General features: G+C 46.9%; 18 protein-coding genes, 8 tRNA genes, 1 rRNA gene and 1 riboswitch. Of the genes, 1 reads left to right on the top strand and 26 read right to left on the bottom strand.

Going from position 1 to position 26524, the window contains the following annotated elements; genetic code table 11:
* Window positions 1-29 precede the first annotated feature (29 nt).
* The 9 genes from DXA57_RS09925 to DXA57_RS09885 all read right to left on the bottom strand — a co-directional run bounded on the left by DXA57_RS09925 (window position 30) and on the right by DXA57_RS09885 (window position 10099).
* Entirely contained in the window at window positions 30-2123 is a 2094-nt protein-coding gene (locus DXA57_RS09925; protein ID WP_117767107.1) for an NlpC/P60 family protein, read from the bottom strand.
* A gap of 58 nt (window positions 2124-2181) precedes the next feature.
* A tRNA-Arg gene (locus tag DXA57_RS09920) sits at window positions 2182-2255 on the bottom strand.
* A gap of 290 nt (window positions 2256-2545) precedes the next feature.
* The gene (locus tag DXA57_RS09915) at window positions 2546-3439 is read right to left on the bottom strand and encodes a YitT family protein (protein WP_117767332.1); all 894 of its coding nucleotides are present in this window, start codon (window positions 3437-3439) and stop codon (window positions 2546-2548) included.
* 158 nt (window positions 3440-3597) lie between these two features.
* A complete protein-coding gene (locus tag DXA57_RS09910) occupies window positions 3598-4218 on the bottom strand; it encodes a flavodoxin family protein (protein WP_117767105.1) in 621 nt (206 codons plus the stop codon).
* Window positions 4219-4565: 347 nt separating this feature from the next.
* On the bottom strand, window positions 4566-5534 hold the full coding sequence (locus DXA57_RS09905) for an ABC transporter ATP-binding protein (protein ID WP_117767103.1): 969 nt from the start codon (window positions 5532-5534) through the stop codon (window positions 4566-4568).
* 17 nt (window positions 5535-5551) lie between these two features.
* Window positions 5552-6526 (bottom strand): ABC transporter ATP-binding protein, encoded by a 975-nt coding sequence (locus DXA57_RS09900; RefSeq protein WP_117767101.1) that lies wholly within the window; start codon window positions 6524-6526, stop codon window positions 5552-5554.
* Between the two features lie 37 nt (window positions 6527-6563).
* Window positions 6564-7484, bottom strand: a complete 921-nt coding sequence (locus tag DXA57_RS09895) for an ABC transporter permease (RefSeq protein WP_117767099.1) — start codon at window positions 7482-7484, stop codon at window positions 6564-6566.
* A 17-nt stretch (window positions 7485-7501) separates the two neighbouring features.
* Window positions 7502-8422: an ABC transporter permease gene (locus DXA57_RS09890; RefSeq protein WP_117767097.1), complete on the bottom strand. Its 921-nt coding sequence runs from the start codon at window positions 8420-8422 to the stop codon at window positions 7502-7504.
* 123 nt (window positions 8423-8545) lie between these two features.
* Window positions 8546-10099: an ABC transporter substrate-binding protein gene (locus DXA57_RS09885; RefSeq protein WP_117767095.1), complete on the bottom strand. Its 1554-nt coding sequence runs from the start codon at window positions 10097-10099 to the stop codon at window positions 8546-8548.
* A 406-nt stretch (window positions 10100-10505) separates the two neighbouring features.
* On the opposite strand from DXA57_RS09885, the gene DXA57_RS09880 reads away from it, so the two are divergent.
* The gene (locus DXA57_RS09880; protein ID WP_117767093.1) at window positions 10506-11669 is read left to right on the top strand and encodes a DUF4317 domain-containing protein; all 1164 of its coding nucleotides are present in this window, start codon (window positions 10506-10508) and stop codon (window positions 11667-11669) included.
* Window positions 11670-11839: 170 nt separating this feature from the next.
* On the opposite strand, the gene DXA57_RS09875 is transcribed toward DXA57_RS09880, so the two are convergent.
* The 17 genes from DXA57_RS09875 to DXA57_RS09790 form a co-directional block, all read right to left on the bottom strand.
* Complete coding sequence (locus tag DXA57_RS09875; RefSeq protein ID WP_117767091.1) at window positions 11840-13564, bottom strand: sensor histidine kinase; 1725 nt, start codon at window positions 13562-13564, stop codon at window positions 11840-11842.
* Window positions 13539-14252 carry a response regulator transcription factor gene (locus DXA57_RS09870; RefSeq protein ID WP_117767089.1) on the bottom strand — a complete coding sequence of 238 codons (714 nt, stop codon included), beginning with the start codon at window positions 14250-14252 and terminating at the stop codon, window positions 13539-13541. Before DXA57_RS09870 ends, DXA57_RS09875 begins: the two co-directional genes overlap by 26 nt.
* Before the next feature lie 214 nt (window positions 14253-14466).
* Window positions 14467-15960 (bottom strand): N-6 DNA methylase, encoded by a 1494-nt coding sequence (locus DXA57_RS09865; RefSeq protein WP_117767087.1) that lies wholly within the window; start codon window positions 15958-15960, stop codon window positions 14467-14469.
* A gap of 257 nt (window positions 15961-16217) precedes the next feature.
* Complete coding sequence (locus tag DXA57_RS09860) at window positions 16218-17174, bottom strand: ABC transporter ATP-binding protein (RefSeq protein WP_117767085.1); 957 nt, start codon at window positions 17172-17174, stop codon at window positions 16218-16220.
* Window positions 17164-17958 (bottom strand): ABC transporter ATP-binding protein, encoded by a 795-nt coding sequence (locus DXA57_RS09855; protein WP_199612713.1) that lies wholly within the window; start codon window positions 17956-17958, stop codon window positions 17164-17166. Before DXA57_RS09855 ends, DXA57_RS09860 begins: the two co-directional genes overlap by 11 nt.
* Before the next feature lie 3 nt (window positions 17959-17961).
* A complete protein-coding gene (locus tag DXA57_RS09850; protein WP_117767083.1) occupies window positions 17962-19491 on the bottom strand; it encodes an ABC transporter substrate-binding protein in 1530 nt (509 codons plus the stop codon).
* A gap of 70 nt (window positions 19492-19561) precedes the next feature.
* Window positions 19562-20401 carry an ABC transporter permease gene (locus DXA57_RS09845; RefSeq protein WP_117767081.1) on the bottom strand — a complete coding sequence of 280 codons (840 nt, stop codon included), beginning with the start codon at window positions 20399-20401 and terminating at the stop codon, window positions 19562-19564.
* Window positions 20398-21333, bottom strand: coding sequence for a nickel ABC transporter permease (gene nikB, locus DXA57_RS09840; RefSeq protein ID WP_243005769.1), 936 nt, complete (start codon window positions 21331-21333; stop codon window positions 20398-20400). The genes DXA57_RS09845 and nikB overlap by 4 nt, the downstream gene beginning before the upstream one ends.
* Before the next feature lies 1 nt (window position 21334).
* Window positions 21335-22084: a class I SAM-dependent methyltransferase gene (locus tag DXA57_RS09835; RefSeq protein ID WP_158571294.1), complete on the bottom strand. Its 750-nt coding sequence runs from the start codon at window positions 22082-22084 to the stop codon at window positions 21335-21337.
* A 238-nt stretch (window positions 22085-22322) separates the two neighbouring features.
* Window positions 22323-22496: riboswitch (cobalamin riboswitch) on the bottom strand.
* 281 nt (window positions 22497-22777) lie between these two features.
* Window positions 22778-22863: transfer RNA gene (locus DXA57_RS09825), tRNA-Leu, on the bottom strand.
* Between the two features lie 33 nt (window positions 22864-22896).
* Window positions 22897-22969, bottom strand: a tRNA-Val gene (locus DXA57_RS09820).
* Between the two features lie 32 nt (window positions 22970-23001).
* Window positions 23002-23075: transfer RNA gene (locus DXA57_RS09815), tRNA-Asp, on the bottom strand.
* Between the two features lie 31 nt (window positions 23076-23106).
* Window positions 23107-23180, bottom strand: a tRNA-Ile gene (locus DXA57_RS09810).
* 4 nt (window positions 23181-23184) lie between these two features.
* Window positions 23185-23257, bottom strand: a tRNA-Thr gene (locus DXA57_RS09805).
* A gap of 20 nt (window positions 23258-23277) precedes the next feature.
* Window positions 23278-23349: transfer RNA gene (locus DXA57_RS09800), tRNA-Glu, on the bottom strand.
* Window positions 23350-23398: 49 nt separating this feature from the next.
* Window positions 23399-23470 (bottom strand) — tRNA-Asn (locus tag DXA57_RS09795).
* A 93-nt stretch (window positions 23471-23563) separates the two neighbouring features.
* A 23S ribosomal RNA gene (locus DXA57_RS09790) occupies window positions 23564-26468 on the bottom strand.
* Window positions 26469-26524 lie beyond the last annotated feature (56 nt).

The following is a 26524-nucleotide window of genomic DNA, read 5'->3' as shown; positions in this document are numbered from 1 at the left end:
CTTTTTTTCAATTGAGCCATACCGTGCTGTTACTGCTGGTTTGCCAGATACACATCTGCATACTGCACACCGAAGTTCGTTGCATCCGTATGGCTGTTCATATAAATATCTACATGTCCGTATGGTGTTCCCCGGTCTTCCACCGTATAAATGAGACCACCGATCACCAGCTTGGTTCCGAACGGCACACCTGCCATAGCCACGGTACGTCCCTGTACCGGAACAGTTCCGCCTGCTGTGGCTCCACCGGACCATTTACCGCAGCAGATCGGACAGCTGCAATATGCGGTAAGCTTGAATCTTCCCAGATAATTGCCGGAATCTCCGGCTTTTGCCTTGGTATACGATACCCCTCTGGCTGCGTTGTCATTTACCTGCTCGATCTTGTCTGAATCGCTGTCGGAAATGATCCGGGTTGCCCAGACCGCATGCGCAGTATCCACAACGGAACAGATGATCCCCTGATTGCTGTTGGCAGCCTCAATGGTCTTTCCATCCCCCATATACATCACTACATGGTAGACAGCTCCATCCTTTGCATAAAAGATCAGATCGCCCGGCTTTGCCTCGGAAACCGGGATCTGCATGCCATACTGAGCCTGCACTTCTGCCACTCTCGGGATGCTGTAACCATAAGCGGAATAAATACTCTGTACAAAACCGGAGCAATCCGCACCGAGCGTCAGGCTGGTTCCGCCCCATACATAGGGATTTCCAATAAACTGGGATGCATATTTCAGCATAGATTCCCGGATGGAATCGGAAATACTTCCTTTTTTGATGGAAGTAATGGTATAATAACAGGCTTTATTCTCCTTTGCAGAAATTTTAAGTTCCGCATAGGAATAAGCAGATTCTCCGTTTTCCAGGATCTCACTCTTCACTCCGTCTCCTGTGGAAAGATACTCTCTTTTCACAAAGCCACGGACATCACCGGATTCTACAAAGATCCACTCTTCACTGGCATCTGCCAGTATGTAGCACAGACTGTTCTGTTTCATGACGCCGGTCACTCTGGCATCTTCTGTACGCCCTTCCCGGACATTCACACCATCGGTTGTACAAAGTGCATACTGTTTTCCTACTACCGTACTGCGGACCGTAGTCTTTGTATAGGTATAGGCACTGTTTTCCATAGGTTCTTTGGAAGCTGTGGCAACGGCCAGGTTTGTCTCGCCTTCTTCTGCAACATACGCATCTGCATCCGCTCCGGTCAGAAGATCCGGAACCCGCACAAACCCTCTTACCACACCGGACTCCACATAATACCAGGAAGGGTCCTGTGCGTTCAGCACATAGCAGACGCCTCCCTTTCCCAGAGTTCCCACTACGTCCGAGGACGTATCTTTTCCCTCATAGATCTGAAGTGTCTCCACATTTGCCACCGCATAATCCTTATCCACTGTAACAAACCGGAAGGATTCCTCGATGGCAGGAGGAATCACGATCTTCTGAAGTGCGATCAGCTGCTCATTGGTAAGAGCCGGCTTATCCTGATTTTCTTCCTTCGGATCTTCCTCTTTTTTATCGGGATCGGTTTCGTCTGTCTGAGGCTCTGTATCAGCCGTTGTCGGTTCTTCCGTATCCGGCTCTGTGACTGGCTCCGTTACCGGTTCATCCGGATCCACGACTGGAGGGATCTCTGTGACCGGCTCTGTGGACGGTTCGTCCGGATCCACCACCGGTGGGACCTCTGTCGCCGGTTCATCCGGATTCACCACCGGAGGGACCTCTGTGACCGGTTCGCTGGTCCCCGGCTCTGTCACCGGCTCACTGCTTCCGGGTTCCGTGACCGGCTCACTGTTTCCGGGTTCTGTCACCGGTTCGCTGCTTCCAGGCTCTGTCACCGGCTCGCTGCTTTCTGTTGCCGGCTCTGTAGGGGCTTCACTGCTTCCGGATCCTGTTGCCGGCTCTGTCGCCGGCTCACTGCTTTCCTGGGCAGTTGTCTTCTCTGTCTCTGCTGTTGTAGCTAACTCTGATGTCTCCGTGTTCCCTTCTTCCAGCCCGGCCGCATGAACATGAGCCGCCTGCTTTCCATTCTGATTCATATGGAAACCTGAGGGAAACGTCACGGACAGCGCCAGCGTCACTGCCAGAGTCTTATATACCTTTTTTAATTTCATTGAACACTCCTCATGTTTTCCTGCAAACAAAAATCCCCAGACATCTGTCTGGGGATACCGTGCGTTAGAGGATTCGAACCCCCGACCTTTTGGTCCGTAGCCAAACGCTCTATCCAGCTGAGCTAAACGCACATTTTTTCTTTTCGTTCCGTTCTCTCGCTCGGAACAATGAAGATTATAGCTCACTCTCCAGTTCTTGTCAACACTTTTTTTGAAATTTTTTTAATTTTTTGTGATTTTCCAAAATCTGCCAATTTTCAGGCTCTCGATAACGGTTTCTGAAGCTGTACTTCCGGTTCTGTGAAAGCACAGCTTCCTTTTATTACGGTACCGATTATATCATCTTACCACAACACATCGCAACCTCAAAACCTCTTAATTTTCTCTTATGCGAGATCTTTTACAAAACGGTTACTTTTTCTTCACAACTGCCGGTTCTTCTGTTCGTCTGTCTGTGCCACTCTGGTCACATGGAACCCTTCTCCCAGAACCTCATTGGATTCCAGCATAATCATGAAGGATTTGTCATCGATTTCTTTGACTGCCTGTTCCACCAGATACATTTCCTTATTATTGCAGGCACACATAACCACCTGCTTATCCTCCTGCCGGTAACCTCCGCTCGCATGAAGAATGGTCGTTCCTCTCCCTGTCCTTTCATCTATGATCTCTGTGACTTCTTTTCCACGCTCTGTAACGATCAAAGCCAGTTTTCCGGAATTGATGCCATACATGGTTTTATCTACTACCAGCGACAGCAGGGAATTGATGATGATTCCATAAATGATACCATCCACATCCTGGAAGATCACGCCACCCAGAAGCACGATCAGAAAATCCAGTGCAAACATGATCTTTCCAAGAGACAGATGAGGCTTCACAGCCTTCAGTGACATGATAACAAAATCTGCTCCACCGGTAGAGGAATTTCTCATATAGATCATCGCATATCCGATTCCGGAAAGGACGCCCGTACAGAGAGCGGAAAGCATCCGGTCTCCCTGATAGACCGGCAGAAGAGGTGCGATCACGTCCACACAGATAGATGAGATCACCATACAACGAAGGGATCTGAAAAAAAAGCCCTTCCCCAGTACCCGGAAACAGAGAAGTGTCACCGGTATGTTCAACAGGATCGTCGTCACACCAATCGGCAGCCCCGTCAACCGGTAAATGATCATCGCCAGTCCTGAAAAACCGGACATAGGAAATCCGGCCTCCAACGCAAAGTTATAGATCCCAAGTGCAATCAGCATGCTTCCAAGCATTTCCGCAAGGATATCCATAACTACCTTTTTCCATTTTTCTTTCTGCATCTTAAAATCCTCCACACCCCAATCCCTCTCAAAAAGAGATTTCTTCATATTATAAGAAGAAAGAGCGACTACAAATACTGATTTTCCAATCATTATCCGCAATCGCTCTTGTTCTTATGTATTTAGTATAGCATTCCGCTTTCCTGGCGTCAATCTGCTTACCGGATATAATTTGTCTTGATCGCCGGCTCCCTCTCCGGGAAGGTGATCCCGGCCTTTTTTCCGGCCTCGATGCATTTGATCAGCCAAGCCATATTGTTGCCCAGTGTACGCATGGTCTGAAGACCTTCTTCATCCTGCTTTACTTCCTCCGGCGTATTTCCGTGTACCATATTCCAGTACTGGGAAGAAACCACCGGCATATGATTGATGGTGAAATATTTGTTAATCTGGTCGAAACCTGCAGTTGCACCACCTCTTCTGCAGCTTACCACTGCTGCTGCAGGTTTTCCTGCCATTTTGCTTCCACCACTGAAGAAAGCCCGGTCCATAAAGGATGTCAGCGCACCGGATGCAGAGGCATAATGAATGGGGGAACCAAAGATAAAGCCGTCCGCCTCACCTGCTTTTTTCACAAACTCATTAACGACATCCTTGCGGAAACATTCGCCTTCTTTTCGACAGGCACCGCAGCCGATGCAGCCTGCTACCGGCTGATTTCCCACCTGAAAAATCTCTGTCTCGATCCCCTGCTTTTCCAGGGCAGCGGCAGCTTCCTGAAGTGCTGTATACGTACAGCCCTTCGCCTTCGGGCTTCCATTTACCAAAAGTACTTTCATAATCCATTCCTCCTGTTTGACTCTTATTTTTTATGATGATTCTATTATTATGATATGAGTGTCAAAAGGTCTTTTGACACTCATTTGATACCCGGATTGCTACGCTGCTACGCAGCTTCCGCAATCCTCCAAATATTCGAAATCCGCTGATTTACTTCGTAAATCGCTACTTTCTCATATTTGGCGTGTCCCAAGTTCAAAAGCCTTATCGTGCAAGCACGAACAGCTTTTTGACCTTTTGACACTGGTATCATTATTATACCAAAACTGTTTTCCAAACTCAATCTTCTTCCACTGTAAAAAGAAGCCCCCGAAGAACGGAAGTTTCCGCTCTTCGGGGGTTCTCATTATTTTTTATAAAGGTGGCAGGCAACCAGATGGCCCGGAGCCACTTCCACGGTTTCCGGACGTCTGTCCAGACATTCCGGTTTACATTGCTTACAACGTGCAGCAAAGGGACAGCCTTTCGGAAGATTGATGGTACTCGGTATATCTCCCTCAAGGATGATCCGCTCTTTCTGATGACCGGGATCCGGAATCGGAACGGCAGAAAGAAGTGCCTGTGTATAAGGATGCATCGGAGACTGGTAAAGCATTTCCTTGGGAGCTGTTTCTACAACGAAGCCAAGGTACATAACAGCAATCCGGTCAGAAATCATTTCTACAACAGAAAGGTCATGAGAAATGAAAACGTAGGTCAGATCGAATTTTTCCTGCAGATGATGAAGAAGGTTCAGCACCTGTGCCTGGATGGAAACGTCCAGTGCGGAAATGGGCTCGTCAGCAATGATGAGCTTTGGTTTTACAGTCAGAGCTCGGGCGATACCGATTCTCTGTTTCTGTCCGCCTGAGAACTCATGAGGATAACGTTTTGCATGCTTGGCACTTAAACCTACAATGCCGAGAAGCTCATGAACAGTCTCCAGACGCTGCTCTTTCGTCATATCTGTATGGATCAGGAGCGGCTCTGCAATGAGGTCTTCCACGCGCATACGCGGGTTCAGGCTTCCTGCCGGATCCTGGAAGATCATCTGCACGTCTTTTCTTAACGGACGCATCTGATCCTGCGTAAGATGAGAAATGTCCTGACCTAAAAATTTGATCTCACCGCTGTCGGGAGTCAGAAGATGGTTGATCAGACGACCGGTGGTACTCTTTCCACAGCCGGACTCACCAACGATGGAGAAGGTCTCTCCTTTATATACGTCAAAGCTCACATCATTGACGGCATGAACAAACTTGTCCGGTTTTCCAAGCAGGGTTTTGCCAACCGGGAAGGTTTTTGACACATGATTTAAAGAAAGTAACGGTTCCATAAATTATCCCTCTTTTTCTATTGTTTAAGCCAGCAGCGGCATTTCTGCTGTTCGCCAACGGAACGAAGTTCCGGCTCTGTCTGATGACATTTTTCGGTGGCATATTTACATCTGGGAGCAAAACGGCAGCCTTTCGGCATAGCGGAAAGGTCAGGCACACTTCCTGGAATGCTGGGAAGGACCTTTACTCCGGAACCAAGCTTCGGCACAGAAGCGATCAGACCCTGTGTATAAGGATGGGTCGGATTGGCAAACAGAACGTCTACCGGTGCTTCCTCCACGATCTTTCCGGCGTACATAACGATGACGCGTGAGCACATCTCTGCAACTACGCCAAGGTCATGAGTGATGAGAAGGATACTCATACCTTTGTCCTGCTGGATCTTTCTCATCAGCTCCAGGATCTGCGCCTGGATGGTTACATCAAGAGCCGTTGTCGGCTCATCCGCGATCAGAAGGTCCGGTTCACAGCTCATAGCCATAGCGATCATAACACGCTGGCTCATACCACCGGAAAGCTGATGGGGATAGTTTTTCAGCACCCGCTCCGGATCAGGGATACCTACCTGTGCGAGGATATCTGCTGCTTTTTTTCTGGCATCTGCTTTGTTTAAGGATGTATGCAGGCGAATTCCTTCGATCATCTGCTTATCAATACGCATGGACGGATTCAGGCTGCTCATAGGCTCCTGGAAGATCATGCTCATCTTATCGCCGCGGATATCCAGCATTTCTTTTTTGGATACTTCCAGAAGGTTGCGGCCCTGGAAGATGATCTCTCCGTTGGTAACTTTACCCGGAGTATCCTTTAAAAGCTGCATGATGGAGAGGGAGGTAACGCTTTTTCCACAGCCGGACTCACCTACGAGACCTACGATCTCTCCTTTTTTTATTTCAAAATTCACATCATCTACCGCAGTAACGCTGCTCTTTTTGCTGGAAAAGAATTCCGTGCGGAGATGTTTCACTTCCAGTAAATTTTCCTGGGACATAATTTACTCCTTTCTGTTTCCTGTGATTATTCCTGGCTTATTTGATCTTCGGATCAAGGGTATCACGAAGGCCATCACCGAAAAGGTTGAAGGCAAGAACCGTGACAAAAATCACAAGACCTGGGAAATATACCATGTGCGGTGCTACGTTCAGGTAGCTTCGGCTCTGGGAAAGCATTGCGCCCCACTCAGGATCTGTTACATTTGCTCCAAAGCCCAGGAAGCTTAAGGAGGAAGCAGCCATGATAGCGGAACCGATTCTCATGGTGAAGTTAACGATCAGGGACTGGATGGTTCCCGGGAAAATATGTACAAACAGAAGACGTCTGTCTTTACAGCCCAGGCTCTGAGCCACTTCCACATAGAGAGAACCTTTCACAGCCAGAGTGGCACTTCGCATGATACGGGCAAAGCTCGGCACCGTGAAAACCATAACAGCGATGAACACGTTGATGATACCGGGGCCTAAGAGAGCCACGATGGCAATCGCCAGAAGGATATCCGGGAAGCTGAAAAGCACATCGGAAGCACGCATAACAAGGCTTTCGATGATACCGCCATAATAACCGGCCAGAAGTCCGAGGACCGTTCCGAGAGCGGCGCCCACAATTACGGAAGAAAGGGACACACCAAGGGTCAGACGGGTTCCTGCAAGAAGACGGCTCAGGATATCACGGCCATAATGGTCGGTTCCGAAAAGATGAGCGGAGCTGGGAGCCGCCAGCATATTGGCGTAGTCATAAGCATCCGGATCATACGGAGCCAGATACTGTCCGAAAAGAGCGATGATCACCAGAAAGACGATGACAACAAAGCCTGCTACTGCCGTTTTACGTTTCATGAATTTTTTGATAAACTCTTTGGTTTTGCTGCTTTTATCAGCAATAATATTTTCATCGATAAAATTTTCCTCAAAGGAAAATTCATTGCGTTCCTTTTCATTGGTTGTGTTTGACATGGCAATCTTCCTTTCCATTAGTCATAGCGGATCTTCGGATTGATCACACCGTAAAGCATGTCTACAATCAGATTGATGAGAACATACTGAAGAGCAAAGATCATCAGCAGTCCCTGGATCACCGGATAGTCACGGTAGGCGATGGAGTCTACCAGAAGTCGTCCAAGACCTGGGATGGAGAAAATGGTCTCTGTAATAACAGAACCGGAAAGAAGTCCTCCGATCTGCAGTCCGAGAATGGTTATGATCTGGATCAGGGAGTTACGGAAAGCGTGGGAGAACATAACCCAGAATTCTTTCTGGCCTTTGGCTCTTGCAGTACGTACATAGTCCTCACGCAGGGTTTCCAGCATGGAAGAACGGGAGTAGCGGGCCAGAACAGCCATGATACCAGTTCCCATAACCAGAGATGGAAGGATGTAGCCCCTCCAGTTTTCAAGACCTGCCGTAGGAAGAAGACCAAGACGGACAGAAAAGATTTCGATGCCCATCAGACCAAGCCAGAAACCGGGAGCAGAAAGTCCGGTAATAGCAAAGAGCATACCGAAGTGGTCAAAGCCTTTTCCACGGAAAATGGCACAAAGGACACCTATGAAGATTCCAAGGAATGGTGCCCATATCATACCTGCGACTACAAGCCGCAGAGTGAAATGCATACGAGATGCGATCATTTCTGTCACAGGGAGATTGGATTTCAGGCTGCGGCCCATATCACCGTGAAACAGATTTTTCATATAATCTACATATTGAACAAGAATCGGCTTATTCAATCCAAACTCTTCACGGATCGCTTCCACCTCTTCCACGCTGGCCTCAACTCCGGCAAGTGTTTTTGCAGGATCTCCGGGGATCAGATGGATGAACATGAAGACAAAGATTGAAATGACGAACATCAGCGGAATGGTTGCAAGCAACCTTCTGATAAAATAGCGATTCATACATACCTCCGTCAGGATGGACTGTGGATTTTGCAGACAGTACCATCATTGAAATGTGACTTTTCGTGCATATAAAAAGGGAGTGCTGCAACACTCCCTTTTTTTAATTTAGGTTATTCAGGTTCAGTGATTCATGCTGATGGTTCGGAATACAAGCTCACCGGCAGGTTTATACTGCATACCTGTTACATAACTCTTATGAGCAGTCAGGGTGTTGTTGTTTCCGAGGAAAATCCAGGGGCATTCCTCCCAGGCAATCGCCTGAGCTTTTGCATAAGCTTCTGCGATTTCTTCGGTGTCAGTCATTTTCAGAGCATCGTCCAGAAGATTATTGAACTCTTCGTTGTTCCAGAATGCGGTGTTATAGCCGTTTGGCGGGAATTTGTCGCCATGAAGGATATTTCTCATGGAACCGTCTGCTTCGTAGGAACCGGAACCCCAGTTTACATACCACATCTGAACGGTGGTATCCTCAAGAGGAGCGCTGGTCAGTTCTGCATTTGCAGTGGACTCGTTCGCAAGAAGCTCAACGTTTACATTGATCTGAGAGAGCTGCTGTTTTACAAACTCGGCACCTTTCATCTCAATGGTGGTATTATCTACGATGATCTGTACATCAAAACCATCTTCGAAACCAGCTTCTTTCATCAGCTCTTTTGCTTTGTCCAGATCCGGTGTGTACGGAGTCTGCGGAGCATAATACATGATATTCTGAGAGAAGATGGAGGTCGGCTCTACTGCATAGCCATTGAATACAACCTGTGCGTAAGCCTTGCTGTCAAATGCGTAGTTCAGAGCCTGACGAACTCTCTTGTCGGCGAAAGGTTTTCTGCCGTCCGGAAGCTCCATCTGAGTATTCAGGGTGACATAACGGTAGGTGATACCCGGGAAGTTCTCAACTACGATCGTCGGATCATCTTCGATTCTGGCAACATCGATAGCCGGAACCGGATCAATGATATCTGCCTCGCCAGTCTGCAGCATGGCGATACGGGAACCATCCTCAGGAACAACGGTGAAGGTCAGGGTATCAACGCCCGGTCCCTCCTGCCAGTAATCATCGTTGCGAACCAGTTTGGTGTAACCACCGTCTACACGGTCGGAAAGTTTGAACGGGCCGGTACCTGCGGAATTCTTTGCCAGGTAATCTTTGCCCTGCTCCATTGCTTTGGGGCTGACCATGCGAACCTGTGTGATCTTATTGACGAACGTATTATTTGCTTCTTTTAACTTGATGGTAACCTGATATTCACTGTCAGCGGTTACGCTTTCCCAGTTGTTGATGCTTCTCTTCAGGGTCAGGCTGTCGTCGTCGAGGCCGCGCTGATATACAGCGACAACAGCATCTGCATTGAAGGGCTCGCCATCATGGAATTTGATGCCTTCGTTCAGTACGAAGGTGTAACTCAGACCATCCTCGGAAACGCTCCATTCTTTTGCCAGCAGCGGAACGACCTCAGATTTCTCATTGAAGGTCAGGAGAGTCTCGTACATAGCGTTGGTGATCGTGTTGGAATAACCATTACTGGAGACATGCGGATCCAGATGAGTGGCGTCAGCCTGAAGTGCAACAACAAGGTCATTATCAGGAGATTTTACTTCTTCAGCAGCAAGGGCACCGGTGGAAAGGCTGAATGCCAGAGCACCAGTAAGCATAAGAGATACTAACTTTTTCATATTTATATCCTTTCTTTGTGGTTGATAGTGACTCATTTTTACGCGCGCGAATCATCATGGGAATATTCTAAATGATTTATAAAAAATACACAAGAGGAAAATAGAAAATAATTCAAAATCGTATAATACTAACAAAAATAAACCCACTAATTTTGTTTAAAACAGACAAAGAATTAATGATTTTTCAAAAAATCAGCTGTGAAAATGCACCAAAGTGCCGCATTAAAGTGCTGACGACAAAGTGTAAAAAAGACTGTATTTTACAGGAACCTTATGCTAAAATCCCCCAGAATCATTCTTTTTTCTTCAAAACGCTTGAAACAAACATATGTTCGTGCTATACTATTCAGACGGAACTGTCTTCAGACATTCATCATTTTTTATATAGAAACGAGGATTTTTACTTATGAATAAAAAAGAAGTCGCTGAGATTAAAAAGCAGTTTACACCGGACCGCTGTGCCATCACACGGATCTGCGGCTGTTATGTAAACTCTGAGAAAGAAAAACAGCTGGAAATGAAAGAAGCATTTCTTTCTCTCTCTGATGAAGAAATGTTCAAATATTTTGATATTTTCCGCAAGACTCTTTCCGGAACTATCGGAAAGAATCTTCTGAATATGGAATTTCCGCTTCAGCAGGAACTGGAGGGCGGCACTCAGGAATTTCTTCTGAAGCTCCGCGATTCCGGCCTGAAAGATGAGGAACTTATCACCCAGTTCTATGACCGTGTGATCTCTTCTTATGATTTCGGTGAGAATTATCTGATCCTTCTCATTCATGCCGCTTATGATATTCCAGGCAAAACCAGGGACGGTCTGGATATGGACGATGCTTCTACTGACGTTTACCAGTATGTCCTCTGCAGCATCTGTCCTGTGAAGCTTTCCAAAGCAGCGCTCTGCTACAATGCCAGAAACAATGCGATCGAAGAGCGGATCCGTGACTGGATCGTGGATATGCCTTCCCTGGGCTTCCTTTTCCCTGCCTTTAATGACAGGAACACGGACCTGCACAGCCTTCTTTACTATTCCAAAAATGCAGAAGATCTCCAGGAAACCCTGATCAATGAGATCCTTGGCTGTGTGCCCCCTCTTTCTGCCGGAAGTCAGAAAGATACCTTTAATACCATGATCCAGGAGACCTTAGGTCCGGACTGCGACTATGAAGCGGTAAAAACCATTCATGAAAAAATTACGGAAATGGTAGATGAGCATGCCGACGAGCCGGAGCCGCTCAGGCTGGACAAATATGAAGTGAAAAAGCTTCTTCAGGAGGGCGGTGCCACCAAGGAAGATCTGGAGGATTTTGATGAGCGCTACGACGATTCCGTCGGAGAAAATTCTTCCTTCCTGGCCTCTAATATCACCAGCGCCAGAAAGTTTGAGATCAAGACTCCCGACGTCGTGATTCAGGTCAATCCGGAGCGCACCGATCTGGTAGAAACCCAGATTATCGACGGTAAGACCTATCTGATGATCGAAGTCACGGATTCTGTGGAAGTAAATGGGCTCAGTGTCCGTCCAATCTCTCATGACAGAAAAAAAGAACCGGAGGACTCGTTTGAATAAAGACTCCGGCTCTGCCATCTCGATACTGTCTGATAAGAACCTGCCCAAACGTGGGAGTTGAAAGCTCCCACTGACAGATCGCGAAGCGACTGCGTTCATGAGCAAGTAGCGAAGCGGATTGCGAATGTCCGCTTTACCCTGACCCCTGCCAAACAGAAACATACTTTGTGCTATTCTTCTTTCGGGAAGCTCATCTTTGCCTTGAAGAGATCACCGTCTGCTTCGATATGAAAGCTTCCGCCCTGAAGCTCCACAAAGCTTTTTACAATTGCAAGGCCAAGACCGCTTCCTTCCGTATTTCTGGATTTATCTCCCCTCATAAACCGTTCTGTCAGCTCTTCCACATCCATAGTCAGTTCGTCTCTGGAGATATTTTTGAGAATGATTTCCACCTGATCTCCCCTGTCATAGAGATTCAGGTATGCCCTGGTTCCTGGAAGTGCATACTTGGAAACATTGATCAGAAGATTTTCCAGACAGCGGTAGGTCTTTTCTCCGTCCAGTTCCAGCATTATCTCCTCTTTCGGAACAGAAACCCGGCAGTCGATCTGTGCTTCTTTTAAACGGTCTTCCAGCTCAAAGGCTGCCTGTCTTACAAGTTCTGTCAGATTCAGCAGTTTCTTTTCTACCTTAATATTTCCACTGTTCGCCTTACTGATCTCAAAGAGGTCTTCGATCAGCTGTTTCAGACGGATGGATTTCCGATCGAGAATATCGATATATTTTCTTCTTTCCTCTTCTGTAATCTTTTCATCCTTCAGAAGGTTGATATATGTGATGATCGCCGTCAGCGGTGTTTTCAGATCATGAGAAACATTGGTGATCAGTTCAGACTTCATATTCTGGCTCTTCCGGTCTTCTTCTACCGCTTTCTGAAAACCAGCCTGTACCCGGTTCAGTTCCAGCTTCAGCGGCTCAAAAATCCCCACATTCTCTGTGATAACTGCTTCGAGATCTCCTTCTGCCAGCTTTCTGGTACTCTGGAGAAGGATCTGATAATTCGCCTTGACCACACGGCTGTACTTCTTTAAAAGAAAGAAAAGCACCACGGTATAAAGAAGAAGTGCCATGATCCCGAATTGCCCCAGAATAAAGCAGACAAACAGGATGATCGCATTCAGCCCCAGGATTTTAAAGATCATCCGGTCTGAAGGATCCGTCAGATCGATATCTTCCAGCGTTACCACGCAAAGTCTGAAAAATCCACGTATTTTTCTGTAAACCCATTTTCCAAGCCTTGTCACTGTGCCGGAAGTATTCCTCCAGAACCACCGGAAAAACCGTACCGTCCAGATGCGTTCCAGAAAATACCGCTTCGGTCCCAGCGTCACCAGCGACCGGAAGCTTAAAACTGCCACAAACCAGAAGCTGTAAAGCAGCGACCAGATGCCAAACTGGATCAGCCAGGAAATCTGATAGCTGATATTTCCCAGCATATTAGAGGAATTTCCGGAAAACAGAAAATCACTCAGAATATCCAGCATAGCCAGATACGTCCAGATTGGCGAAAGAGCCAGGAAAAAGTTGATCTCCAACGGGATTCTGCTGAATATCCCCTTTCCGATTTCCAGAGAAGGAATCAGCGGAAGCAAAAGGGCCGCCAGACCAAGGATGACCGTTACCACGATCACCAGCAGCGGAAGTCCCACTTCCTGCAGGACCGTCCTATAGCTGATATAGTTCCACTCCCCGTATTCATCCGTATAAACCAGATCATCCGTATCCTTCTGTCCGTCTGTTATCCCTGCTGTGGCTCTGTAATCGTCCATCCGTTTCATTGCTGCCTGCCGGATTCCCGGATAGCAGAACAGTGTCCCTGCTGCCATAACCAGGATCAAAAGGACACAGAGCAGATTTCCAAGCCATTTATTATTGTTTTTCGATTTTGTATCCAACACCCCACACCACCTTTAAATATTTTGGATTTTTCGGATTGACCTCGATCTTCGTCCGAATGTTTCGGATATGCACCATGATCGTCTCCGTACCGATCGGTTTTTCATTCCAGATCCTCTCATAGATCTCATCCGGCGAAAAAACTCTGCCCGGATTTCTCATAAGAAGAGCCAGGATTTTGAATTCCAGAGGGGTCAGCGTCACCGGATTTCCATCCACTGTCACCTCCACGGTATCTTCATTCAGTTCCAAACCGCCCACTGCATAGAAATGCTCTCCGGATTCTTCCTTTCTCTTCCCCGCTGCCAGCTTCAGATAGCGGCTGTAGCGTCGAAGCTGCGAATGGACTCTTGCCATCAGTTCCATCGGCGCAAAGGGCTTTGTCACATAATCATCTGCCCCGATATTCAGCCCTGTCACCTTATCGATCTCCTCTGATTTTGCAGACAGCATGATCACAGGAAAATCATAATGTTCCCGTAATTTCATCGTCATGGTGATTCCATCCATGATCGGCATCATGATATCGATGATCGCCAGATGAATCTCCTCTTTTTCCAGGATTTTTAAGCCTTCCAGCCCATTCTGTGCCTTAAAAACTTCATATCCCTGATTTTTCATATAGATACCTACACCATCGAGGATCTCTTTATCATCCTCAACGATCAAAATATGGTAAGCTTCCATCGCTTTTTCTTTCTCCTTCCATTTCCTGATTATAAAGAGTTTTCCGTTATTCTTGCAAGCACTGCCATGGTGTATCTTCCTTCTCTCCCTGTCTGAAAATGATCAATGAACAGTATACATCAAAAAGAAAAAGAAGCACCGGCAGAAAATCAAAAGATTTTCAAAAGAAAACTGCTGAAAACGAATTTTTCTCTCCGTTTTCAGCAGTCTCAACTCAGGAGCGCAGCCTGTCACTTTCCACAGACAGCTCCTCCACTTCTTTTTCCTGTTCCCGGATCTTTTCAAAAATTTCCTGATTTTCCAAAAGAAATTTCTGCTGCCTTGCAAGCTCCGGAAGATAATATTTCCGTTTCAATATGATATCCTTTGTGATATAGGGCTGTACACTTCCCCTTTTTTCCGCATTGAAATGAGCCGCCCGCAAAACCAGAAGAAGAAAATCCTCCTCCGCCTCTTCTTCCACAGCTCCTGCCAGCATGACATTATCGGAGACAAAGCCCTTCGTCCAGGCTTTATAAACCGCTCCACAGTAGCTTCCTACTCTTCCGATAAGGATCGCCTGCTCTTCTTTCATTGTGGCTGTCCGTGCACTTCCCTGGACACCTGCCGCTCCGTAAACCCGGTAAGGACCATCCTTTTCCTCTTCATCCAGACGCTGTCCGCTCCAGATTTTCAAGAAAGTGTTTCCTTCCTTCTCCGGCCACTTTTCTTTTCCTGCTGCCTTCAAAAGAGCACACTCCAGAAGCCCATACTCACACTCCAGGATCTCCTTTATCACAGCTTTTCTGGTCTGGATCCCTTTCTGACAGGGGAACATACCGATCTGACCAAGTTCATTTTCATATACAGACGGAAGCTTTTCCGAAAGTCTGGATAATTGTCTTCTTAAGATCCTCTCTCTGGAGATCAAAGCTCTTGCATCTATCTTTTCCTCGCCCAGATATTCTTCTGTAGAAAGAATATACTGATGCTCGGATAAGGTCGTCCGGTTCAATACGCAGACCGGTTCACTTCTCTGATAGATTTCCGGAAGCAGCTTCCGGTTCTCCGGTTCTACCTTTCGGAGATCATAGAAACGGGTCATTCCGTCTCCCTTTTCCTTTGCGAAGATAAAAATTCCCGTACGAACCTCCGCATAAGGAAGGAACGCAGAGATGGGAAGGAGGATCACCTGTTCCACATGAAACTTCTCCACAAAGCGTTTTCTGAGCTCCACATCCTCCACTGCGGTCCTGTTCAAAAGACCTCCCGGAACCACTGCTGCACAGCGTCCATTTTCAGCCACACAATCTGCCGCCTGCGTCAGAAACTGGCTTTCCAGCCTCACCCGTCCTTTCTTTTCTCCTTTTGTATAACCGAAAGGCGGATTCATCAAAACTGCATCAAACGTTTTTTCTTCTGATTTTTTCCCTTTTTTCTTTTTCAAATGGTCTGCTGCTTTATCCGCCGGTCCGCAGACAAGAAGATTCTCTCTTCCATCAGAAGTATCTTCTGTTCCGGTCCAGTTTTCAAAAATCAGAAGCTCCTCTTCTGATTTTTTCTGCTTCATGGCTGCCGCCCGCAGAAGAAAATCCTCACTTCCTCCGCAGAGATCCAGTACCGTGCCCTCCTGAAGTGGCAGAGCCTCTGCCATAAGCCTTACAATTTCCAGCGGTGTCTGATAAACCGCCTTCGTCAGATATTCTTTCGTCAGTTCCCTTAATGCCATATCATCTACTCCGCTTCCAAAATTTCCGGCAGGAGCCGCCTCTTTGTGCGACAACTGCGTCTTATGAAGGGATTATAACACAAAACCTGTCGAAAAAGATATCTTTTTCTTTATTCGTAAATATGATCCTTCCGATAGATCAAATTGCCGCATTTTCCGTCCCCTCCACCAAATAGAGAAGCTTTCCCTATAGTATCAGCAGGAACAACGCTTTCTTCAAGCAATAAAAAGGAGGCGCCTTTACGCCTCCAATCTTTTTAGCCTTCCGGATAAAAGCACGCTGCCAAGTGCCTTTCTTCCACACGTTTCAGTTCCGGCACACTGCTCAGGCATTTCTCCCGGCATCTGGGACATCGGGATGCAAATGCGCATCCGTTCTGAACCTGAAGAGGACTCGGAGGATCTCCTTCCAATAAATGGATCTCCGCTTCCTGATTGCAGTAAACATCAAAAACAGAATTTAAAAGTGCTTTCGTATAGGGATGACAACATTTCTGCTCCAGGTGTTCACTGTCCAAAAGTTCCACAATTCTTCCCAGATACATCACTGCAATCCGCTGTGTCACACTTCGCACCAGTGCCAGATCATGTCCGATAAAAATACAGCCCATATTCTGCTCTTCGATCAGCTCCACCAAAAGCCTGGCAATCTGATTCTGTATCGACACATCCAGTGCCCCCGTTGCCTCATCACAGATCAGAAGCGCCGGCTGTATGGCAATGGCTCTGGCAATTGCCACTCTCTGCAACTGTCCGCCAGAAAGTTCATGAGGATAACGAAGTACAAATTCTTTCGGAAGTCCTACTTTCTCCAGAAGTTCTTCTGCTTCCTTCATTGCTTCCTTTTTTGAAATTCCGTCATAATTTCTTCTGGGCTCGCAAAGATATGTCCCAATTTTCATTCTTGGAGAAAATGAACTTAAAGGATCCTGGAATACCATCTGGATATTTCTTCGAAATTTCCGTTTTTCTTTTCCGTTTAGCTGAGTATAATCTTCTCCATTCAGTATCATTTTTCCTTCCGAAGCCGGAAGCGAGCCAACCAGTATTTTGGCCAGAGTGCTCTTTCCACATCCGCTTTCTCCTACAATCCCCAGAATCTCTCCCCGGGAAATAGAAAAACTCACACCGGATACGGCGCGAAGCTGCTGTTTTTTTACCGGAAACACTTTACTCACATGAAAAACTTCCAGCAATTTTTCCTTATTTTGCAAAACGTTCCCCTCCCAGCTTCGGGACTGCCTCTAGCAGCTCCTTTGTATACGATTCTTTTGGATGATAAATAATTTCCTCTCTTGTACCAAATTCTACCATTCTGCTTCTGCACATCACACCGATTTTATCAGAAAGATAAGAAGCAACTCCCATATTATGAGTCACCAGAATGATCGTCACCCCGTATTTATCCCGAAGTTCTTTCATCTGATGCACCACCTGCGCCTGAATCGTCACATCCAGTGCTGAAGTCGGTTCATCAGCCAGAAGCAGTTTCGGTTTTGCTGTCATTCCCATGGCAATTCCTACCCGTTGCTTCATTCCTCCGGACAGTTCAAAGGGATAGGAATTCAATACTCTGCCCGGGTCTGTCAGATGCATTTTTTTCAACATATCCACCGCTTTTTCTATACACCGGTGCTTTGGCTGCTTTTCATGCACCGCAATTGCTTCTTCATACTGGCTTCGGATTTTCCGGATCGGATCCAATGCTGCACCTACATCCTGAAAAATCATTGCAATTTCTTTTCCCCGGATATCCTGCATCCGCAATTCATCTGTTTTCACCAGATCCATCCCGTTAAACAGGATTTCTCCATCGATGATTTTTCCTCCTGGCGGCAATAACCCAAGAATTGCCCGGATAAGCGTCGTTTTTCCACTTCCGCTTTCCCCTACAATACTGACAATCTCCCCTTCCGAGACGGAAAGGGAGACATCAGATACTGCCGGTGTACCATTTTGATAACATATCGTACAGTTTTTAATATCCAGCATGTTCATTCTTTATTTTGCTGTCCAATCAGCTGTAATCATATAATAATCGATCGGGAATACCGTTACGTTTTCTACCGTATCGGTATTGATCAGCGTTACATTTTCGTTTGCATACAGGAAAATGGTGGGGCACTCTTCTGTCAGAACCTGCTCGGCATCTACGAAACACTGCACACGCTCCTCATAATCAAATGCCGCATCCAGACGTTCCATAACATCCTGGAATGCATCGCTGTGGAAAGCCGTATAGTTGTCCGGTCCATTGTCAGACCAGCGGTTCTTTAAATAAGACTGACCATCTGCATTGTTTACTGTCTGCCAGCCGCCGCTCATGAAATCAAACTCTCCGCTTTCACGAATTTCAGAAGTGTTCTCCATGAGCTGGATTTCCACATGAACACCGATTGCTTTCCACATATCCTGCATTGCCTGATAAACAGCGGTAGAAGCATTGGAACGAAGTGCGATGTTCAGTACCAGCTCTTCTCCGTCTTTTTCTACATAGCCATTTCCGTCCTCATCAGTATAACCGGCTTCTGCCAGATATTCCTTTGCCTTTTCCACATCATAAGTCTGGCTTTCTACTTCTTTTCCCTCATCATATCCTACACTGTCGGGGAATGCTTTTCCAAGCGCCTGTGCATAACCGGCTCCTGCAATCTGTGCGATCACGTCACGGTCGATCGCACAGGACAGTGCTTTTCTTAAGTTCACATCTGCGGTAGGACGCCCCTCTCTGCAGTTCATTTCCAGATCATTTTCTCTGGTTCCGGTTACTTTTACCATCTCAATGCTGTCATTTCCTTCCACCTGAGACAGCGTCGTAGCGCTTGGGGCAACCGCAACATCGATATCACCTGCCAGTATTGCGCTTACTTTCGTATCATCTGCCACATTCAGAACCGTGATGGTGTCTGTTCCGGGCTTACCACCCCAGTAATATTCATTGGCTGCCAGTTCATATTTTTCTTCCGTTACAAATTCCGTACATACATAAGGACCTGTACATACCGGTGCATTGTTATAGTTGCTAGTGTCAACCGTTGTATCCACGATAATACACATCGGTTCTGTCAGATAGTAAGGAAACGCACTGTACGGTTCTGTCGTCTTAAAGATCACATACTCACCATCTACTTCAATGCTGTCCAGCATCAGGTTTCCGCCACGGCTGTTCTGCTCTGCGGTACGCTCGATAGATTCCTTTACTGTTTCCGGTGTCATATCATTTCCGTTGGAAAATTTCACGCCCTGACGGATATGGAACTTATAAGTAAGATCATCTACCTGCTCCCAGGAATCAGCCAGACAGGGAACAACATCCATATTTTCATTTGCTGTCAAAAGTGTTTCTCCAATACCACAGCGCATGGTGGTCCAGCCGTTCCATCCTTCTGCCGGATCCAGTCCTTCCATCCACATAAACATAGCCACGTTCAGGTGGCTGTCGCTTTCTGCAGCAAATACAGTCGTACAACTGCCGGAAAGCATAGCGGCTGCCAGAAGTGCGGGAATACAGGATTTTAATCTTTTTTTCATTTGGTTCCTCCTTTGATTTTTCATGAAAAGTAATTTATAAGGCTATCTATTAGAAAGGCATGCACCTTGTCTACCACACATTCTCCTTGGGATTCATCAGATCCTGAATACAATCCCCCAGAAGATTGAAAATAACAACGCTGACCAGGATCACCAGGCCTGGAAAAATCAGCATCCAGGGAGCCGAATACATATAGTTCTTTCCTTCCGAAAGCATAAAGCCCCATTCAGGTGCAGGTGGCGGAGAACCAAGTCCCAGCAGAGAAAGTCCGGAAATGGTCAGAAGTTTTCCCCCGATGTCCTGAAAAATATTTACCAGCAAAGACGGCAGTACATTCGGAATGATATAATACAGCAAAATTCTTATACGTGAAGCTCCTCCCAGACGTGCCTGCTCGATATACACATTATTTTTCACACTGAGTACCAGGGATCTACTGATTCTGGCATAATAAGTCCATCCGGTCAAAGACATGGCAAGGATCATATTCGGCAAACCAATACCGATAAAGCTTACGAGAGCAATGGTAAAAATATATCCCGGAAATGCCATCAGCATATCAGAAAAACGCATCAGCACATTATCAAAAAATCCTCCGGTAAACCCCGCAATAGCCCCGATCAGAATTCCCACTGTAGAAATAATTGCCGTAACTGCAAATGCGATCAGAAGAGAGCTTTTTCCACCGTATAAAATTCTGGAAAACAGATCCCGGCCTAACTGATCCGTTCCAAACAGGTAGGTGGAGTTTGGCGGCTTTAACATATCTGCATAATGGCTTTCCAATGGATCAAATGGTGCCAGAACACTGGCGAACAATGCAAAAAACACAAAAATCAGGGTAAGCAAAACCAAAATTGCAAAACGGATCCATGCTTTTTTCATGGTCGGACTCATTTTTCTTTTCATTTCTGTGCCATCCCCCTTCGAATCCTCGGATCAATAAACGAATACGAGATGTCAACCAGAAGATTTACAATCACATAAATGAAGCCCATCCACATGGTATATCCCTGAATCAAGGAATAATCTCTGGCAGAGATCGCTGTAGTACAAACCTGTCCGATTCCGTTCCAGCTAAATACAGTCTCCACGATCATGGTTCCTCCCAGCAAGCCTCCGAAAGACATTCCGAGCATAGTCACCACTGCCAGAAGAGAATTCGGCAGCACATGACAGAAAATAATCTTCAATCTTCCGATTCCTCTGGATCTGCAGCCGGTAATATATTCTTCACTGAGCTGCTCCACCATCACTGCACGGATCCTGCGGATATAGTAGCAGCTCATTCCAACAGCAAGTGTCAGAGTCGGCATGATAACATGCTTCCAGGATGAAGAACCCGCTACCGGAAGCCAGCCACACCGGACTGCAAAGATCCAGATCATCAACATTCCAAACCAGAAGCTTGGCATAGATACTCCAATAAATGACAGAAAACGAATGATATAATCTGCGATCCTGTCTTTGTAAATTGCCGAAAGAATCCCCAGCGGAAAGGAAATCAGAATCATCGTAAGAAATGAGGTGCAGGCCAGCTTTACCGTATTCGGGAGTTTCTGTGCGATGACCTCTTTTACCGGTTTGTTATACTTTACGGAAACCCCAAAATCTCCATGAAATACAACGCCTTTGATCCAATCTGCATACTGCACAAAAAATGGCCTGCTGGTTCCATATTGTTCTTCCAGCTTTGCAATGGTTTCCGGATCGTGACTTCCTCCCATGGAAGTGATGAGTTCTTCCACCGGATCAGATGGCAGCAGGTAAGTAAGGCCGAATGTCAGAACTGAAAGTCCAAACAAAATAATCACAAGAGACACCAGTCTCTTTCGGATCATCTTAGACACGCTGCACCTCTTTCTTCTCTGCAATGATCAAAAAGCTCATAGGAAGTTCCCTTCCCTGAAATTTTACATGAATATCATCAAATCCAAGTGAGATCAGCTGCTCGAAATCCCACTGAGGTCTTCTTCTACGACTCATGGGCAGATCCTCTGCTATTCTTTCAATAATGGAAAAATCCACATGATCTACATTGTATTTACCATGAAGACTGACTTTCGTTTCCGGTTTCTTTTTCATTTCTTCCATCTGTTTTTCATGAAGTCTTGCATACTCTTCATCGTGTATGTAAAGATACATATTTCCGTCACTGATGATCAACTTTCCACCTGGACGCAGGACCCGATACATTTCCTGATAAGCGGCTGCCGGATCATCCAGATTCCACAGTACATTCCTAGACACTACTGCATCAAAACTCTCATCGGCAAACTCCAGTTTCTGTGCATCCATCTGACGAATCAGAACATCTGCTCCTTCTGCTTCAAATCGCTTCTTTGCCTGCTCTGTCATTTCTTCAGAATAATCAATAGCGGTCACCTGATGTCCCAGTTTGCTTAAAATCACCGAAAAAAAGCCGGCGCCTGTACCGTCATCCAAAACATCTGCATTTTCTTTTTCGATATTTTCGCGAAAGATCTGTTCCCATTCTTTCCTCGATTCTGTTTTCAGTTCTTCTTCAACGGCCATAGAAAACCCATTGGCACGCATGTTCCAATAATCTTTGATTTCTTCAATATGCGGCATCTCTCTCATCTCTTTTCTTTCTTTTTATTTATCTTGTAACTGTTCAGAACAAGGCAGATTTTTTTCACGCTAAATTTTTCTTTGAAATAGAAAAATCCTGTCCTGTATAGAAGTCTTTTTGTATAACAGATAGCTTCCGCTGTTTTTTCCATGACATACAAAAAGCCGGTGTATTTGCGCGTACAACAATACACCGGCAGTTCTCTGTCGTCAGATCTTCTGTACTGTGGCACGCAGTAAGTTGATACATTCAAAACCTGTATTCTGACTCAGGTATCTACGTTTTCTCCGCCTTCCCAGTTTCCCAGTGGCATTTTGAAGAAAACTCCTCCTACACAGCAACGGCATTGTACGGGATTCTCACCCGTTTCCATAAGCGATTCGCTTATATAGTTTTGAATGCTGAAATTATTTATTTTTTGCGTAACAGTTCAGTGCCTCAGCAGCATAAAAAGTCAGACCTGTTTCTGTTGCGCTAAGCGTTCTGAATCGTTACACTTCATCTCATTATAGTTTTTTGTCAAATATTTGTCAAGAAGTTTTCTGAATAAAGGCTAACCCCTTTTGTATCAAGCTGTTGGGATCAAAAAAGCATCATGGATTATGTATGGACAAATAAGAACTTAGTACGGTGAATAGAGAATAGAAATTCAAACAACAAAAAAACCCTTGATTCTCAAGGGTTCCTAAGTATGCCGGCGACCGGAATCGAACCGGTACGGGAGGTTAGTCCCGCAGGATTTTAAGTCCTGTGCGTCTGCCAGTTCCGCCACGCCGGCAATCACACTCATATATAAAAATAAATGAGTAAATGGGGCCTATAGGGCTCGAACCTATGACCCTCTGCTTGTAAGGCAGATGCTCTCCCAGCTGAGCTAAGACCCCAAATTATGAAATTTACAAGTAAGACTTGTAAACGACCCAGACGAGACTCGAACTCGTGACCTCCGCCGTGACAGGGCGGCGCTCTAACCAACTGAGCCACTGGGCCAAACATATACTATGATATTTTCCAATAGAAGTGGACCTTCGGGGACTCGAACCCGGGACCGACCGGTTATGAGCCGGTTGCTCTAACCAACTGAGCTAAAGGTCCAGAGAGCCGATGATCGGACTCGAACCGATAACCTGCTGATTACAAATCAGCTGCTCTGCCAATTGAGCCACATCGGCACGAAAACTAAATATCATAATGACTCCTACGGGAATCGAACCCGTGTTACCGCCGTGAAAGGGCGATGTCTTGACCGCTTGACCAAGGAGCCAAAAAAGTAATTAAAAAAGGAAGCTTGTTTATTGCAGGTTTCCTTTTAACTCCCCGAGTTGGGCTCGAACCAACAACCCTTCGGTTAACAGCCGAATGCTCTGCCATTGAGCTATCGAGGATTATCTAAAGGTAACTACCTTTATGGTATGTACCTTCAAAACCACACACAGAAATTTATTTCTTCCATCCGAATCTTTCCTACCCAAAACCTTTTGGTTAAGCCTTCGACCTATTAGTATCAGTCAGCTCCACACATTGCTGTGCTTCCACCTCTGACCTATCTACCTCGTCGTCTTCAAGGGGTCTTATCGCTTTCGCATGGGATATCTCATCTTGAGGGGGGCTTCACGCTTAGATGCCTTCAGCGTTTATCCCTTCCCGACTTGGCTACCCGGCTATGCTCCTGGCGGAACAACCGGTGCACCAGAGGTCAGTCCATCCCGGTCCTCTCGTACTAAGGACAGCTCCTCTCAAATATCCTGCGCCCACGCCGGATAGGGACCGAACTGTCTCACGACGTTCTGAACCCAGCTCGCGTACCGCTTTAATGGGCGAACAGCCCAACCCTTGGGACCTACTACAGCCCCAGGATGCGATGAGCCGACATCGAGGTGCCAAACCACTCCGTCGATGTGAACTCTTGGGAGTGATAAGCCTGTTATCCCCAGGGTAGCTTTTATCCGTTGAGCGATGGCATTCCCACTTAATACCACCGGATCACTAAGCCCTACTTTCGTACCTGCTCCACCCGTCGGTGTCACAGTCAAGCTCCCTTCTGCCTTTGCACTCTTCGAATGGTTTCCAACCATTCTGAGGGAACCTTTGGGCGCCTCCGATACCCTTTCGGAGGCGACCGCCCCAGTCAAACTCCCCGCCTGACATTGTCCCACCGCCGGTTTCACGGCGGCTGGTTAGAAATCCAATACCGCAAGGGTGGTATCCCAACAGCGGCTCCACATAGACTGGCGTCCATGCTTCTTAGCCTCCCACCTATCCTGTACATGCAATACCGAATCCCAGTATCAAGCTGGAGTAAAGCTCCATGGGGTCTTTCCGTCCTGGCGCGGGTAACCAGCATCTTCACTGGTACTTCAATTTCACCGGATGTATTGTCGAGACAGCGCCCAAATCATTACGCCTTTCGTGCGGGTCGGAACTTACCCGACAAGGAATTTCGCTACCTTAGGACCGTTATAGTTACGGCCGCCGTTTACTGGGGCTTAAGTTCAATGCTTCGATTGCTCTAACATCTCCCCTTAACCTTCCAGCACCGGGCAGGCGTCAGCCCATATACCTCACCTTTCGGTTTCGCATAGACCTGTGTTTTTGCTAAACAGTTGCTTGGGCCAATTCTCTGCGGCCTCTTTCGAGGCACCCTTTCTCCCGAAGTTACAGGGTCATTTTGCCGAGTTCCTTGACAATACTTCTTCCGCCGGCCTTAGGATTCTCTCCTCATCCACCTGTGTCGGTTTACGGTACGGGTACTGTATACGCAATAGCGGCTTTTCTTGACAGCTGGCTCACACACTTCCCTACTTGATTTCGGTACGCATCACGCCTTCCCGTTGGCTGGCGGTTTTTCCTACCAGTCCGGTACCTCGCTTGCACGCGGCTTTCCGTTCCGCGCCTGTGCTTTCCCTCTGTGTCCCCACAGTTCTGATATACAGCAGTACAGGAATCTCAACCTGTTGTCCATCGGCTACGCCTCTCGGCCTCGCCTTAGGTCCCGACTTACCCAGAGCAGATCAGCTTTACTCTGGAAACCTTGGATATTCGGCCTGGAGGATTCCCACCTCCATCTCGCTACTCATTCCGGCATTCTCTCTTCCATGCACTCCACAGCTCCTTACGGTACTGCTTCGTCGCGCATGCAATGCTCCTCTACCAATTCGACTTGCGTCCAATTCCTCAGCTTCGGTGTCGTGTTTCAGCCCCGGACATTTTCGGCGCAGGACCTCTCGACCAGTGAGCTATTACGCACTCTTTGAATGTATGGCTGCTTCTGAGCCAACATCCTGGTTGTCTTTGAAATCCCACATCCTTTTCCACTTAACACGCACTTTGGGACCTTAGCTGGAGGTCTGGGCTCTTTCCCTTTTGACTGCCCAACTTATCTCGTGCAGTCTGACTCCCGACAAGCATCTTGATGGCATTCGGAGTTTGATATTCTTCGGTAGACTTTGACGTCCCCTAGGAAATTCAGTGCTCTACCTCCATCAGACTCTGTCGAGGCTAGCCCTAAAGCTATTTCGAGGAGAACCAGCTATCTCCGGGTTCGATTGGAATTTCTCCCCTACCCACACCTCATCGCCACCCTTTTCAACGGATGTGCGTTCGGTCCTCCATTGCCTTTTACGGCAACTTCAACCTGGACATGGGTAGATCACCCGGTTTCGGGTCTACTCTGACTGACTATTCCGCCCTATTAAGACTTGGTTTCCCTCCGGCTCCGGACCTTGGGTCCTTAACCTTGCCAGCCAGCGTAACTCGCCGGACCGTTCTACAAAAAGTACGCGGTCCATCGTATATAGATGTTCCACAGCTTGTAAACACAGGGTTTCAGGTTCTCTTTCACTCCCCTCCCGGGGTCCTTTTCACCTTTCCTTCACAGTACTATGCGCTATCGGTCACTAAGTAGTATTTAGCCTTGGGGGGTGGTCCCCCCGACTTCCCACAAGGTTTCTCGTGTCTCGTGGTACTTTGGATCCTGCCGCCTGTGTCCGGTTTTCAGGTACGGGGCTTTCACCCTCTCTGGCCGGCTTTCCCAAAACCGTTCCCTTAACCTTTCACAATGGCTTTCACAATGGCTTGTGCAGTCCGTAACCCCAGCATGCACGCACGCTGGTTTAGGCTCCTTCCATTTCGCTCGCCGCTACTCTGGAAATCGAGTTTTCTTTCTTTTCCTCCGGCTACTTAGATGTTTCAGTTCACCGGGTTCCCTTCCATACGTTATGGATTGGCGTATGGATAACTGAGGTTTGCTCAGCTGGGTTTCCCCATTCAGATATCTCCGGATCAATGGATATTTGCTCCTCCCCGAAGCTTTTCGCAGCTTATCACGTCTTTCATCGGCTCTTAGTGCCAAGGCATCCACCCTGCGCTCTTATTCGCTTAACCAACTTTCTCTGCCATGTAGCGTCACGGCAGTTGGTCTGGGTTTTTATCAAGTTCAT

Source organism: Blautia sp. OF03-15BH (assembly GCF_003463065.1).
Taxonomy (GTDB): Bacteria; Bacillota; Clostridia; order Lachnospirales; family Lachnospiraceae; genus Limivivens.
The sequence above is the reverse complement of the archived record's forward strand: the minus strand, read 5'-3'. Positions and strand labels throughout refer to the sequence as shown.

Bases quoted from the DNA above. Each gene is read 5' to 3' on its own strand.
- DXA57_RS09925 (WP_117767107.1), bottom strand. From the start codon at position 2,123: ATGAAATTAAAAAAGGTATATAAGACTCTGGCAGTGACGCTGGCGCTG.
- DXA57_RS09915 (WP_117767332.1), bottom strand. From the start codon at position 3,439: ATGCAGAAAGAAAAATGGAAAAAGGTAGTTATGGATATCCTTGCGGAA.
- DXA57_RS09910 (WP_117767105.1), bottom strand. From the start codon at position 4,218: ATGAAAGTACTTTTGGTAAATGGAAGCCCGAAGGCGAAGGGCTGTACG.
- DXA57_RS09905 (WP_117767103.1), bottom strand. From the start codon at position 5,534: ATGGAACCGTTACTTTCTTTAAATCATGTGTCAAAAACCTTCCCGGTT.
- DXA57_RS09900 (WP_117767101.1), bottom strand. From the start codon at position 6,526: ATGTCCCAGGAAAATTTACTGGAAGTGAAACATCTCCGCACGGAATTC.
- DXA57_RS09895 (WP_117767099.1), bottom strand. From the start codon at position 7,484: ATGTCAAACACAACCAATGAAAAGGAACGCAATGAATTTTCCTTTGAG.
- DXA57_RS09890 (WP_117767097.1), bottom strand. From the start codon at position 8,422: ATGAATCGCTATTTTATCAGAAGGTTGCTTGCAACCATTCCGCTGATG.
- DXA57_RS09885 (WP_117767095.1), bottom strand. From the start codon at position 10,099: ATGAAAAAGTTAGTATCTCTTATGCTTACTGGTGCTCTGGCATTCAGC.
- DXA57_RS09880 (WP_117767093.1), top strand. From the start codon at position 10,506: ATGAATAAAAAAGAAGTCGCTGAGATTAAAAAGCAGTTTACACCGGAC.
- DXA57_RS09870 (WP_117767089.1), bottom strand. From the start codon at position 14,252: ATGGAAGCTTACCATATTTTGATCGTTGAGGATGATAAAGAGATCCTC.
- DXA57_RS09865 (WP_117767087.1), bottom strand. From the start codon at position 15,960: ATGGCATTAAGGGAACTGACGAAAGAATATCTGACGAAGGCGGTTTAT.
- DXA57_RS09855 (WP_199612713.1), bottom strand. From the start codon at position 17,958: ATGAACATGCTGGATATTAAAAACTGTACGATATGTTATCAAAATGGT.
- DXA57_RS09850 (WP_117767083.1), bottom strand. From the start codon at position 19,491: ATGAAAAAAAGATTAAAATCCTGTATTCCCGCACTTCTGGCAGCCGCT.
- DXA57_RS09845 (WP_117767081.1), bottom strand. From the start codon at position 20,401: ATGAAAAGAAAAATGAGTCCGACCATGAAAAAAGCATGGATCCGTTTT.
- nikB (WP_243005769.1), bottom strand. From the start codon at position 21,333: ATGATCCGAAAGAGACTGGTGTCTCTTGTGATTATTTTGTTTGGACTT.
- DXA57_RS09835 (WP_158571294.1), bottom strand. From the start codon at position 22,084: ATGCCGCATATTGAAGAAATCAAAGATTATTGGAACATGCGTGCCAAT.